Annotated in this window: 11 protein-coding genes and 2 pseudogenes; 7 read left to right on the top strand and 6 right to left on the bottom strand. The window is 39.1% G+C overall.

Annotated features, from left to right (window positions below; translation table 11 throughout):
• Window positions 1-184: 184 nt before the first annotated feature.
• From WD019_RS09350 to tnpC, 3 genes and pseudogenes are all read left to right on the top strand, one after another.
• Window positions 185-379, top strand: a complete 195-nt coding sequence (locus WD019_RS09350; protein WP_039238838.1) for a hypothetical protein — start codon at window positions 185-187, stop codon at window positions 377-379.
• Window positions 376-729, top strand: a complete 354-nt coding sequence (gene tnpB / locus WD019_RS09345) for an IS66 family insertion sequence element accessory protein TnpB (protein ID WP_140384346.1) — start codon at window positions 376-378, stop codon at window positions 727-729. The genes WD019_RS09350 and tnpB overlap by 4 nt, the downstream gene beginning before the upstream one ends.
• A 100-nt stretch (window positions 730-829) precedes the next feature.
• Window positions 830-2422: pseudogene (gene tnpC / locus WD019_RS09340) on the top strand (IS66 family transposase).
• A 115-nt stretch (window positions 2423-2537) separates the two neighbouring features.
• Here tnpC and WD019_RS09335 read toward each other — a convergent pair.
• The 5 genes and pseudogenes from WD019_RS09335 to WD019_RS09315 all read right to left on the bottom strand — a co-directional run bounded on the left by WD019_RS09335 (window position 2538) and on the right by WD019_RS09315 (window position 7314).
• On the bottom strand, window positions 2538-2723 hold the full coding sequence (locus WD019_RS09335) for a hypothetical protein (protein ID WP_058005451.1): 186 nt from the start codon (window positions 2721-2723) through the stop codon (window positions 2538-2540).
• A 2-nt stretch (window positions 2724-2725) separates the two neighbouring features.
• Window positions 2726-3166, bottom strand: coding sequence for an Hsp20/alpha crystallin family protein (locus tag WD019_RS09330; RefSeq protein ID WP_425711296.1), 441 nt, complete (start codon window positions 3164-3166; stop codon window positions 2726-2728).
• A gap of 125 nt (window positions 3167-3291) precedes the next feature.
• Window positions 3292-3501 (bottom strand): hypothetical protein, encoded by a 210-nt coding sequence (locus WD019_RS09325; protein ID WP_025910116.1) that lies wholly within the window; start codon window positions 3499-3501, stop codon window positions 3292-3294.
• A 643-nt stretch (window positions 3502-4144) separates the two neighbouring features.
• Window positions 4145-4261: pseudogene (locus tag WD019_RS09320) on the bottom strand (tyrosine-type recombinase/integrase); the annotation flags it as partial.
• Window positions 4262-4317: 56 nt separating this feature from the next.
• Window positions 4318-7314: a Tn3 family transposase gene (locus WD019_RS09315; protein WP_206845588.1), complete on the bottom strand. Its 2997-nt coding sequence runs from the start codon at window positions 7312-7314 to the stop codon at window positions 4318-4320.
• A gap of 75 nt (window positions 7315-7389) precedes the next feature.
• Between WD019_RS09315 and WD019_RS09310 the strand changes: the two genes are divergently transcribed.
• Entirely contained in the window at window positions 7390-8622 is a 1233-nt protein-coding gene (locus WD019_RS09310) for an MFS transporter (protein ID WP_425711295.1), read from the top strand.
• A 110-nt stretch (window positions 8623-8732) separates the two neighbouring features.
• On the opposite strand, the gene zwf is transcribed toward WD019_RS09310, so the two are convergent.
• On the bottom strand, window positions 8733-10223 hold the full coding sequence (gene zwf, locus WD019_RS09305) for a glucose-6-phosphate dehydrogenase (protein WP_026677734.1): 1491 nt from the start codon (window positions 10221-10223) through the stop codon (window positions 8733-8735).
• A gap of 166 nt (window positions 10224-10389) precedes the next feature.
• On the opposite strand from zwf, the gene WD019_RS09300 reads away from it, so the two are divergent.
• The 3 genes from WD019_RS09300 (at window position 10390) to WD019_RS09290 (ending at window position 12794) form a co-directional block, all read left to right on the top strand.
• Window positions 10390-11244, top strand: coding sequence for a sulfurtransferase (locus WD019_RS09300; RefSeq protein WP_425711294.1), 855 nt, complete (start codon window positions 10390-10392; stop codon window positions 11242-11244).
• Window positions 11245-11270: 26 nt separating this feature from the next.
• Window positions 11271-12116, top strand: a complete 846-nt coding sequence (locus WD019_RS09295; RefSeq protein WP_425711293.1) for a PHP domain-containing protein — start codon at window positions 11271-11273, stop codon at window positions 12114-12116.
• Between the two features lie 81 nt (window positions 12117-12197).
• A complete protein-coding gene (locus tag WD019_RS09290) occupies window positions 12198-12794 on the top strand; it encodes a trimeric intracellular cation channel family protein (RefSeq protein WP_026677731.1) in 597 nt (198 codons plus the stop codon).
• Window positions 12795-12803: the final 9 nt, after the last annotated feature.

The raw sequence follows: 12803 nt of genomic DNA, 5'->3' as shown, positions 1-12803 counted from the left end.
GTCCTAAATAAAATTTGTTAGGATAAGAGCACATCAATTTTCTTGGTGAATATAAACTTTAGTCTTCAACAATCAGGCGCTTTAATGAAGTAACTAAAGCGTAAGCCCCCATTCAAACAACGCATATAAACACGCAGCACCTCCTGGTACGATACATGTATCAATAAAAGGAGGTGCTTTTCCTATGCCACAACAAAAACTAACCATTGTTCCCGTTACATTACATACCGAAAACGAAAATAATTCTGCAACAAAGCCAACAGTGCTTTCCTCCAATCCTACTTGCACGATTAAAACAGCAAACGCTGAAATTTCCTTCTTTAACGGTGTAGATGAGCATATCATCCAAGCGGTCATGAGGGAGTTGAAAAATGGGTGAAACACGACTATACAAGTGTTAAAAACATTTATATCATTTGCGGTAAGACAGATATGAGAAAAGGAATTGATGGGCTTGCCACACTGATTCAAGATTCTTTCGAACTTGATCCATATGGCGATTCCATTTTCTTATTTTCAGGGTGGAGTAAAGACCGCTATAAATGTCTGTATTTTGATGGTGATGGCTTCGCCATGCTGTATAAGCGTTTGGATAGTGGAAAACTTCAATGGCCAAAAGATGAAAATGAAGTACGCCATCTTTCACAACAGGAGCTTCGCTGGCTCCTTGAAGGGTTATCCATTCAGCAGCCAAAAGCCATTCAACCATCGCCAAAAGGTGCGTTCTAAATTCGTTCAAGTCGTTATTTTTATCTTTATTTTCACTGTTCGAACTGATTATAATAGGAGGAACGAAACTGAACGAAACTGAACGAAAGTGGTGAATGATGTGACGAACGTTTCTTCTACGAATGAAAATCAATCTGAGAAATTAATTCGATTGCTTGAAGATCAATTAGCTCATTCGAATCAACAAAATAAAGAGTTATCGAAAAAGTTGGATCAATCGTTGAAACAGATTGAATCGTTAACGCAACAACTTTAACACTTAACCAAGCTCTTATATGGCTCTAAAACAGAAAAATCCAAATACAATACGCCCGACGGGCAAGTGTCCTTATTTGAGGATGACCCGTCTTTTACTGATCCTGAGCACACAGAAGAACAAAGCCAACAGACCATTTCTTATACTGTTGTACGAAAAATTCAACCAAAAAAACGAAATGATTCCTTGCGTGAAGATATTGAAATAGAAGCTATTCACCATCATCCAGCAAATACAATCTGTGACGGTTGCCATGATCAAATGATAGAAATGGGCAGTACAATCGTGCGTGAAGAGGCGAAATTTATTCCTGCGAAAATGATGAAAGTTCAACATATTGAACACGCTTATGAATGTAAAAAATGCAAAAGCGATTCATTACAAAAAGGGCAGATTAAACGTGGTAAAGCGCCACAACCTCCCATTCAACGTAGCATCGCAAGTCCTAGCGTACTTGCCAAAGTGATGTATGATAAATTTTCACAATACTTACCTCTTTACCGTCAGGTAAAGGAATGGGAGCGTTATGGCCTGAACACGAATGATAAGAACCTTTCCAATTGGGTCATTCGTGCCTCACACGATTGGCTATTGCCTATTTACGAACGAATGAAGTCTTTGATGATGGCTAAAACCATTCTACATGTCGATGAAACGTATTCACAAATTATCAACCGTTCCGATGGCAAATCTGGTCAGTCTAACGCCTACAATTGGGTCTATCGAAGTGTGCCCAGTCAAGGTCCAACGATTGTCCTGTTTCAAAGTTCATTATCACGTGCTCGGTCTGTTCTCGAAAGCTTCATTGAAGATTATTCCGGAACGATTGTCTGTGATGGTTATTCGGCCTATGACAAAATAGAAGGCGTCACCTTCGCAAATTGTTGGGCGCATGTTCGCCGTTATTGGATGAAAGCGAACAGCAAGAACGGACAAATCGGTGTCAGCTATTGTGATGCTTTGTATCGACTTGAAAGGAAATTCAAGCATCTGTCTCCCAGTAAGCGAAGAAAGAAACGTCAAAAGTTTGCGTTGCCAATCGTTAAGAAATTCCTTGACTGGGTTGAAAAATCACCATTCTACGGCAAAAATGCGCTTGCAAAAGCAGCTGAATATACTCTGAACAGAGCGAATGGACTAAAAGCATTCTTGAAGGATGGCCGTATCGAAATTGATAATAATCCAGCCGAAAATGCCATTCGTCCAAATGTGATGGGTCGAAAAAACTGGCTCTTTTCCGTCAGTGAAGCTGGTGCAAAAGCCAACGCCATCTGTTTAAGTATCGCAGAAACGGCAAAAGCAAACGGAGTGGATTTCTATCGTTATCTCTTGAAGTTACTGACGGATTTTCCGAATCTTGATATCTATCAACATTCGGAAATTTTAAATCAATATATGCCTTGGTCAAAAATGATCCAAGCAGAATGTGGCAGATAAAATGAAATCACCGTATATCTGATTAAAAAAATCATGATATACGGTGATTTATGATGCGTACGGTTAAGGTATGCTTATTTTTTATAGTTCGGGCTTACAAAAGAAAAGCATTACCTCAAAGGAAGTAATGCTGGTAGGAATTTTTAATATTATTAGTCAGCTCATTTAAAATAATTTTTTTCTTTGCCTGAGGTAAATGGCAGCTTAAAATTAGCAAATCAACTAGGTCAGGTTGTTCCTCAGCAATTTCCTGCAAGTAATCCCTGCCAAACTCTTTCATAACAGGTAGCAAACTGCTCATTTTTAATGGAAATCCACATCAATTCTCTTTTTATTTGTTTGAGTTTGTTTAGGCATGATAACTTCTAGTACACCATTCTTATAAGAAGCCTTTATACCTTCCTCAGAAACAGGAGTTGGTAGTGTAATAGCTCTGTGAAAGCTACCTGTGTATCTTTCTCTCCTATGCATATTCTCTTCTTTAATCTCATTAGTTCTGTTAATTGAGCCACTAATTCTCAATACATTATTTTCAATATCAATGTTTACATCTTCTTTACTCTGTAAGCCTGGAATGTCACAAGTTGCTACTACCTCTTTAACTGTTTCATGAACATCCACTCTTATATTCCCCAATTGATTCATTTCATTGTCTAAATGAAAAGGGAAATCATTGAATAATCTGTCAAAATCTCTCCTAATGTTAGTTAATTGTCTAAATGGATCATAAGGTATTAATGCCATTTGTATCATCTCCTTAGTTATTTTTAACAAATATATTTTTTACATTTACTATGTAATTATTCATTTAAGGGATAAGCTGAGTCAGTTTTAGAAAAGCATCCTATTACAGAAAAAGGAGAGCCTAATTAGCTCTCCTCAGTGTCATTAGTTTTAACCTCATATCCAAAAAGCTGTGACCTTTCATCAGGTATCCATTTTCCATCTCTAATCCTGCTCAAGCCCTGATACAAAGAGCCTCCTATAATATTCTCTAACCATTTGGAGCATTCAGTCATAGTATCAAAATCATGTAAGTATACTCCATTTTTATACAGTGAATACTTTTTATGTTGCATACTAACACCTCCTTTGATTGATACATGTATCGTACCAGGAGGTGCTGCGTGTTTATATGCGTTGTTTGAATGGGGGCTTACACTAAAGCCTAATTTTTCACTTATAACACCGAGAAATTAGACTTTTTATATTTTGATTTCCTTAACGTTGTAAATCCGCATTTTCCTGACGCTACCCCGAATTATTAGTTTAGGATTCATTGATCGTTTTGATATTTATGGATTACTATTAATGGCTGTAGGGACATATATACGCTGCAGTCTATACTTTCGAATCGCCTATGATATAACTGTATCAAAGGTTTCCTCAAAGTGGATAAGACGATGTGGGTTTACGGGGTTTGTTTTACTCGTATTCCTTAGTACGAACTATTTATCAAAAGAACATTTTCAGCTAGATAAAACATTAGATATTTACGCATATATGATTGTCCTGTTTCCTATTCCATTTTTGTTACTAGGTATCTCTTATTTAAAAGGAAAAACAAAGCAGAGTTAGCTCCCAAAAAGGGAAAAGTGATGCTTACCTTATGTCTTAAGTTTTGCAAAAATCATTGCTAGATAAGGGGGTATTTTCAGAGTTATGATTTTAAAAGTATAACTATCAGTTGATAAAAAAGTAAGCAAGGCAAGCACCCTATCATTGTGCAGATACATCAATACTACGGGGACTACATACCGTTTTAATTTCAGCTAGATTGGACAATTCACCTCGATCACGTATATGAATTTTTCTCGCATCAACCTCAAAGTCCTCAAGCTAATATCTTGATGGGATATTAGCTGGCTTTTGTCACCGATCAAAATGATAAAAAACTACGACACCTTCAACTTAATAGGTATTCGCTGATTCATATTGAGTTCAAAAGTTCCGTATGGATTGACATGATGATAAAATAAAGGTGTTAATCCCCTAAAATCTTCTGGAGTCATTTTCTTCAACCAATATTGGTTGTTGTCATAAAGAACCTCTTGTACCATTAAGGTATTCATATAGACTAAGCAATTTTGCAGCAATTGAAGTGATAAGGCAGACACCTCTTGATCTTCTATCGAATTGGAACGAATCTCACTGTTTTTCCCATAGAAAATATAAGTATTCACTGAGTTCCATTGTTCCACTGTATTTAATCCTTCATGGATCTCTCTTCGAATCTCTTCATAGTGTAAATAATCACATAAAAAGATCGTTTTAATCGCTTTTCCTAATTCACATAAAGCCTGATAGGTTGGATGTTTCGTATCCCTTGTAAATCGCTTTAATATGGATTCGGCAGAAGCAGTACCTAACCGTAGAGCAGTTGCAAACTTAATGATTTGTTCATACTGTTGCCGAATAAGATCCCAGTTAATCGGTCTACTTAAAACCTGTTGTAGGTGAGGATATTCCTCATTCATGCCGGCTTCTGGACGATATAGCTTTTGAGATCCAATATTTTTAAACCGTGGCATCAGTTTAAAACCAAGTAGATGACAAAAAGCAAATGCAACGACACTTTGTCCGTGTGTATCGACATAATTTCTGTCAACCTCCATGTCCGTACAGTGACGAAGAACCCCTTCCATCATTGCTGCCACCTCAGAAGAAAGGCAGGACTTAAGCTGAGAATAGATACAAGCTGATTTTCGATCTGTATGCCAATAGATCATGACTCCATGCTTCTTATAACGAGGATGCCATTCTGAAAGCAAGTTCTGATCAAAAGAGCCAAAATGTTTTGAATCGGAAGCACATGCAGTGGTAGCTTCTCCCCATACCTCTTTCATTCGATTGTAGATGATATGGTTGGTAACCTCGGCGTTGGCTTTTCGCAAATGATCCTTATGAATAAATTTTTGGCGTATATATCGAAGTTCTCGATAACTATCTAGATGGTTTCCAGCAGAAACTGTTTTCAAACCTGTATTCGTTCCTAATCCAAATAAACTTAGAAGAAGCCTTCGTTGGACGGTTTCTCGATCTAAAATCTCTCGATTGGCGGTGGTTTTAAAGTGTTTGGTAAACTCCGTATGAAAATCTGTTTCTTTTAGTAAATCCAATAGGTTAATGTCGGTCCAACGGTTCTTAATCTCCTGTTTAAGCATCGTCACATGTGGAGGTTCTGGTTGCTTTTCGAGTGGAGTGACTCTAATCCATCCTTTATTATTTCTGGTAGTAATGGCTACTTTTTCGTTACTATGATCTCCTAGCCCTTGATTCAATAAATGGAGTTTATCTTTCATCAACTGTAGAATATCTTCAATAAAAGGCTCTACATCAAGTGGTGCTTTCAGTGCTTGAAAATATTCTTCCTTGTTCTCTTCAAAATCTTGAGGGAGATCTTCATCTGGGTTTCGATATCGATCAGCACCCTCAATCCAAATTTCTTTACACCGAAGTCGAGTGCGAAGCGATTGGATCACTGCAATTTCATAGTTGATTCGATTTACTCTTTCTATCCCTTTGCTGTCTGTCTCGACAATAACATCTTTCCATTTCGGCTGAATTACACCTTCAATGGGAACTTCATCTCCAGCAGCAAAATAACGTTGCCCACTTTCTCCATACTCTCGTATGAGTTGAATACCCTTAATAATCGGCTGATGAAATTGATTATTTGAGCGAAAAGTAAGGTTGTTTAAAATTTTAGAAAGTGACTTTCGATAATGCCCTTGGTAAGAAGAATGCATTTTTGTATAGATTTTTTCTTTGTATTCCCGATTATTTTTTGTCATGTCCTTAATAATATCTCGAATCATATCAGAGCTAACAATAGGGAATAAAGTATCTTGAATGACCCCTTCTGGGTGATCTACGGTTGCTTTTAATAAATTGACAATATGTCTATTTTTTCCTTGGACTCTTTCTAATTCTTCTACTGCTTCTTTTCGGGTTGTATTTTTGGCCTTATTTCCAAATTTATGCGTAATTTCATCCAATAAATCAGCTAAATAATCAATGACTTCTTCATGACGATGCGTAAATAAAATGGCAAGAAGGGTATAGCGAATGGGTGCAGGGTGTGCACGCAATTCTGTTACGGTTTCTGTAGCTGCACGGAGTCGATATTTCTTTACTAATTTCGGAGTCAAATGATGAAATAATCTTGGAGGAATGTGTAGGTGCCGAATAGCTAACAATTTTTTAACTTCCATTTCCATGGTACTTACACTTGGTTTGCTAGGAGAAGATAAAAGTTGCCGAAAAGTTAAAATATCTGATTCCTTTTCCTTATGAAACTCTTCTTCAAAACCTTCTACTGTTACTTCATCAGTAAAAGATTCCAGTAACGCATCTAATCTCGAACAAGTCCTAGAAGATAGCTGCTGATAAATCGATTGATATAAATCCTTTTCAAAAGTGTCAATGGAGGAATCGATCATACGCTTTAAACTTCCATTTGAAGGAGGTTCGACTTTCCACTTGCGAAACAGACTGTATGCCTGACTTTTTAAATAGTCGATATCATGTGTAAACTGAACTTGTTCGTTTAACCACTCTGTCAAAAGTTCGTTATCTTTTGCTGTAAGTTCTTGAAAATCAAAGAATTCTCTAATTTGTTTTCGATGATAAGTAAAGTTTCTTTCATCTGCTCCCCAACGATATTCCTCAAAGAGTGATGAAGATAACCCTAATTGCTGCCCTATAAATTCAACTACCACTTTGGGAATATCTTGTTTCTTGGAAGGAAATCTAGCCTCTTGTTGAAAGTACTTTAATAATATCGCAAATCCTAAACGACTTGCCCCTGTTTTATTACCAATTAGCTTTCTTTCAATGGGTAGTACTACAAAATGTTCTAGTAGCTCATCTTCATTCCAATTTCGTTTCATAAATAACCTTCCCCTAACTTTAGAATAATCACTCTTTTGAGTGTAATCTATTGATTAGAGGATGAAAACAATACTTTGCGGTCTAGAGCAGCTACCCTGTCACTAGGCCCTCTAGTGATGACTCTTGGCAACTCGATGCTTATCCCGGTATTGCCGGTGATTGAAAAGGAATTGAAGATTTCACCGCTTCAAGTGTCTATTATTATTACCGTCTATTCCGTTGTAGCGATTCTCTTAATTCCGGTTGCGGGTTATCTTTCTGATCGGTTCGGAAGGAAAAAAGTCATTCTTCCGGGTTTATTGATTGCCGGTGTGGGGGGATTGGTCTCAGGCTGGGCGGCAATAGCTCTATCTAAGCCATACTGGTTTATTTTAGTTGGCCGACTTTTGCAGGGAGTCGGTTCATCCGGAGCATTTCCGGTTGTGCTTCCGCTCGTTGGTGATCTTTTTCAATCTGAGAAAGAAGTAAGTTCAAGTTTAGGAATTATTGAAACGGCCAATACGTTTGGGAAAGTGCTTAGTCCGATCGTCGGCGCGTTTTTAGCCGCCTTCGCCTGGTATTTGCCTTTTTGGTTTATTCCTGTGTTTTGTCTCGTTTCCTTAATTCTTGTCGCATGTTTCGTTAAATCACCAGAGAAAAAAGAAGAAGTGATGTCGTTTCAGCAGTTTTTGAAAAATTTAAAAGGGACATTTAAATCGAATGGCAGGTGGCTATTTGCGATTTTTATTGTTGGTGGAATTATTATGTTCGTTTTATTTGGGGTTCTCTTTTATTTATCAACAATTCTTGAAGATCAGTATTTTATTAAAGGGATAAAAAAAGGGTTCGTTTTAGCGGTTCCTTTACTGGCGTTGTCGATTTGTTCGTATATTGCAGGTAAAAAAATAGGGGAGAGCAAGAAGGTAATGAAATGGACGACGTTTTTCGGAATTTTGCTTCTTGTCGTCTCCACGTTAAGCATTCCGTTTATTGGAGGGCTATATTTCCTTCTCGGCGCATTGTTTGTCAGCGGAATTGGGATCGGGGTGGCTCTCCCTTGCCTTGACGCTTTAATTACGGAAGGCATTGATAAAGAAGAAAGAGGCACGATTACCTCTCTTTACAGTTCCATGCGTTTTGTCGGAGTGGCGTTAGGTCCGCCTATTTATGCCATTATTATGAAATCGGATGATGCGTTTATTTTTTATACGACAGCATGTTTTGGAGTGATTGGAGCGCTTTTTGTTCTATTTGCGATAAAACCTGAAAAATCTGACCAGGGAGAAGGAAATTCGAGAAAAGAACGACTTCAGCCTATCATTCGATAAAAAAAGCGGCTATTTGTAAAAGTAGCCGCTTTTAATATTGAAAATGATTGTATGTCACCGATTCCGAACAATCATATTTCGCCTAAGACAATATGGCTATAAACTTTTTGTTAAACCGTAGTTGGCTCCCACCATTTATGGCCGTCTTTTTGAAGCAATTCATCCGCTTCTTTTGGCCCCATGGAACCAGCCGGGTAAGGATAAACAGCTGACCCTTTTTCATTTTTCCAGGCGCTTGAAATGCCATCGATAAACTCCCATGCTAATGCGACTTCATCCCAGCGCGTAAAATAAGTGGAGTTGCCCAGCAAACAATCGTTTAACAGTTTTTCGTAAGCTTCAGGACTATTGATCTCGTTTTCGCTCGTATTGGAATATTTCATTGCAATCGGCAGGAGGGTGGGAACTTCGTTTCCGCCTTTTGCATTTAATGTTAAGCTTAACCCTTCATCAGGTTGAATATGAATTTTTAATAGGTTCGGCTGGTAGTTGCCGACATTTTCGTGATAAAGCGCCATCGGGCCGTTTTTAAATTGAATGACGATTTCCGTTGATTTACATTTCATTCGTTTTCCGGTTCGGATATAGAACGGAACCCCTGCCCATCTAAAGTTATCAATATACAATTTAGCTGCGACAAACGTTTCCGTCGTAGACGAAGGATCGACATTGTCTTCTTCTAAGTAGCCGGGGACTTGTTTTCCATTGACTGTACCTTCCGTATATTGGCCGCGAATGAAATGCGTTTTAACCTCATCGCCTTTATAAAAACGAAGGGAGCGCAATACTTTCACCTTTTCATCACGGATATGTTTTGTATTTAATTCACCCGGCGGTTCCATCGCTACCATCATGACCATTTGCAACATATGATTTTGAACCATATCAAGAAGGGCGCCCGATTTTTCATAGTAAGCGGCGCGTTCCTCGACACCAAGCGTTTCACTGGACGTAATTTGGACAGAAGAAATGTATTTATTGTTCCATATTGATTCGAATATTGCATTACCGAAGCGAATCACCTGGATATTTTGAATCATCTCTTTTCCTAAATAATGGTCAATCCGGAAAATGCTATCTTCAGGAAAGCTTTTTTGTATTTCTTCATTTAATGATTTTGCGGACTCCAGGTCATGGCCGAACGGTTTTTCAATTACGAGACGATGCCAACCATTTGTATCTGTGATGCCTGAAGATTTCAGCATCGTTGGAATCGTTTGGAAAAACTCTGGCGCCATCGCTAAATAATACATTCGGTTGCCATTTAAATGATAGTTTTCGTCTAATTCATCTGCAAGCTGTTTAAGCTCCTCATAGCTTTTTGCACTTGTTACATCCATGGAAAGAAAATAAAAATGGCTGACGAATGATTCGAATTTTTTTTCATCAATCTTGTTTACAAAAGAGAAAATCGCGTCTTTGACCCGGGAACGGAATTCATCGTGGTCCATTTTTCTTCTTCCTACTCCAATGACGCCGAAGTTATCATTCAACTTTCCCTTTTGATACAATTGAAACAGCGCCGGATATAATTTTCGATGGGAAAGGTCGCCTGTCGCTCCAAAAAGAATCATGCATGCTCTCGGTATTTCATGGTTCATCTGTTATTCCTCACTTTTTCTAGACTCACATTTACTTTTCAGTCTTCCCGAACATGAATCCATTTATCGGGATACACTACATCCGACAAAAATTGTACCATATCTTTCGCCACATGATAGAATGAGAACAAAAATATAAATTTTCAAAAAAAGGGGCGAGGTTCATTTGAAAAATGTTGTTTCTAAAGAGTGGCTGATCGAACATCTAAATGAAAACGAATTGATCATCTGTGATTGCCGTTTTGATTTATCCGACCCTGCTAAAGGACGTAATGAATTTGAAGCAGGACATATCACCGGAGCGATTTATGTGGATCTTGAGCAAGATCTTTCCGGAAAAAAACACGCCCACGGGGGAAGACATCCATTGCCAGACATGGATGAATTTATTAAAAAGCTTGGCGAGTGGGGAATTGATGAGACAAAAACGGTCGTCATGTACGATGACAATAACGGCTCGAATGCCGCCCGCTTTTGGTGGATGCTGAAATATGTCGGGCACGAAAAAGCATACGTTCTCCAGGGCGGGTTTACGGAGTGGGAGAAAAGTGGTTTTCCAATTTCAAAAGAACGAACAAGAAATGAAAAAACAGTTTTTACCGCAAAAATCAATCATGACATGATCGCTTCTATGGAAGATGTTAAGCGACTGATGGATAAAAAGAGTAACAGGCGGGTGATCGTTGATTCAAGAGATGAAAAGCGGTATAGAGGGGAAGTTGAACCGATTGATAAACTGGCAGGCCATATCCCGGCGGCCGTCAACGTCCCCTGGGTATCCAATTTCGAGAAAGAAAATCACTGGAAATCAAGCGAAGGACTCTCCCGCCTTCATTCATCATTGAAAGACAAGGAGGAAGTCATTGTCTATTGTGGTTCCGGTGTTACAGCGTGCAGCAATGTCCTTGGCATGGATGAAGCAGGGATTCAAGCTAAACTATACGTTGGAAGCTGGAGCGATTGGATATCCTACCCCGAGAACAAGATCGAAAAAGGAAAAAACGATTTATTGATGATTTGATCCAATAAAGAACAAAGAGAAAGGAAATGACGATGGAAATAGCTGATTTACATACGCATACAACCGCCTCTGATGGGATGAATTCACCGGGTGAAAACGTGAAAATGGCCGTGGAAAAAGGCTTAAAAGCAATTGCCATCACCGACCACGATACGGCATCCGGGATTGAGGAGGCTCTCGCTGAAGCAAAAAAGCATCCCGGGTTCGAATGTGTACCCGGCATTGAAATTAGCACATTGTACAATGGCCAGGACATTCATGTTCTAGGGTATTATATTAATCATTTAGATCAATCATTTTTATCGAAATTGGACCAATTGCGGAATGTCCGAAACGAGCGAAATCATATGATCATTGAAAAACTAAATAAGCTTGGCATTCCGATTACATTGGATGAAGTAGCGGAAAAACGTAAAGCAAAGGAAGGAAACATCGGCCGGCCGCATATTGCGGAGGTGTTAATGGAAAAAGGAATTGTTTCTTCATTAAAAGAAGCATTTGACGTTTATTTAGGCAAAGGAAAATTAGCTTATGCCACACCGAAGCGGATTTCGCCTGAGGAAGCAGTAAAGATGATCATAAAGGCCGGAGGGGTCCCGGTTCTTGCCCATCCCGGATTATATGATGAAGATGAATTAATCCCCCAATTAGTAAACGTGGGACTTCAAGGCCTGGAAGTTTATCACTCAGACCATTCCGATGAACAGGAAGAACACTATAAAAAACTGGCGGACAACTATCGGTTGCTCCCTACAGCAGGCAGCGATTTTCACGGAATCCGAAACGGGGTTGTTTTTCATGGGGACATCGGCAATCGGACCATTTCATTTGAAGCAGTATTAAGATTAAAGGAACTCGCCAAATCTCCTTAAAAGGACTTGTCAACTTATTCTCTTCCGATTAAAATGAATGGATGTCGAATCGGACTTATAGGTAGAGAGGAAGAGGAAGAGTTGACGTGGGATGTTTTAAACATAATTGGCACTATTGCTTTTGCGGTCAGTGGAGCGCTTGTAGCGATGGAAGAGGATTATGATATACTTGGCGTTTTAACTTTAGGGCTTGTAACGGCGTTTGGCGGAGGCATCGTCCGTAATATATTGATCGGTGTGCCCGTTACGACCATCTGGGATCAGGGATTATTGTTGAAAACAGCAGTAATCGCGATGGCTGTTATTTTTTTAATGCCGAAGGGGCTCATTCATCATTCGAAGCGATGGCTCAATTTTTTTGATGCAATCGGGCTTTCAGCGTTTGCTATTCAAGGAGCGATTTTTGCATCGAATATGCATCTTCCTTTAAGCGCCACAATTTTTGCTGCCATGATGACCGGAATCGGCGGAGGCATTATTCGCGACGTCCTTGCCAAACGGAAGCCGCTCGTGCTCCGTGATGAAATATATGCGTTATGGGCAATGGTGGCAGGAGTAGCTATCGGGCTCAAAGTAGCTGATACCGCACCAGAGCTTTATGTGCTATTTGGACTTATCGTCATTTTGCGGATGGTTTCAGTAAAATTCCAGTGGAAATTGCCCCGGCGTACCCTTTGAAAAAATGCC

The organism is Fictibacillus sp. Mic-4 (genome assembly GCF_049843615.1).
Taxonomy (GTDB): Bacteria; Bacillota; Bacilli; order Bacillales; family Fictibacillaceae; genus Fictibacillus_A; species Fictibacillus_A gelatini.
The sequence above is the reverse complement of the archived record's forward strand: the minus strand, read 5'-3'. Positions and strand labels throughout refer to the sequence as shown.

What these genes read in the sequence shown, in the direction of transcription:
- WD019_RS09325 (WP_025910116.1), bottom strand. Translation starts at nt 3,501, where the DNA reads ATGCAACATAAAAAGTATTCACTGTATAAAAATGGAGTATACTTACAT.
- WD019_RS09335 (WP_058005451.1), bottom strand. Translation starts at nt 2,723, where the DNA reads ATGAGCAGTTTGCTACCTGTTATGAAAGAGTTTGGCAGGGATTACTTG.
- WD019_RS09295 (WP_425711293.1), top strand. Translation starts at nt 11,271, where the DNA reads ATGACGATGGAAATAGCTGATTTACATACGCATACAACCGCCTCTGAT.
- WD019_RS09315 (WP_206845588.1), bottom strand. Translation starts at nt 7,314, where the DNA reads ATGAAACGAAATTGGAATGAAGATGAGCTACTAGAACATTTTGTAGTA.
- zwf (WP_026677734.1), bottom strand. Translation starts at nt 10,223, where the DNA reads ATGAACCATGAAATACCGAGAGCATGCATGATTCTTTTTGGAGCGACA.
- WD019_RS09330 (WP_425711296.1), bottom strand. Translation starts at nt 3,166, where the DNA reads ATGGCATTAATACCTTATGATCCATTTAGACAATTAACTAACATTAGG.
- WD019_RS09350 (WP_039238838.1), top strand. Translation starts at nt 185, where the DNA reads ATGCCACAACAAAAACTAACCATTGTTCCCGTTACATTACATACCGAA.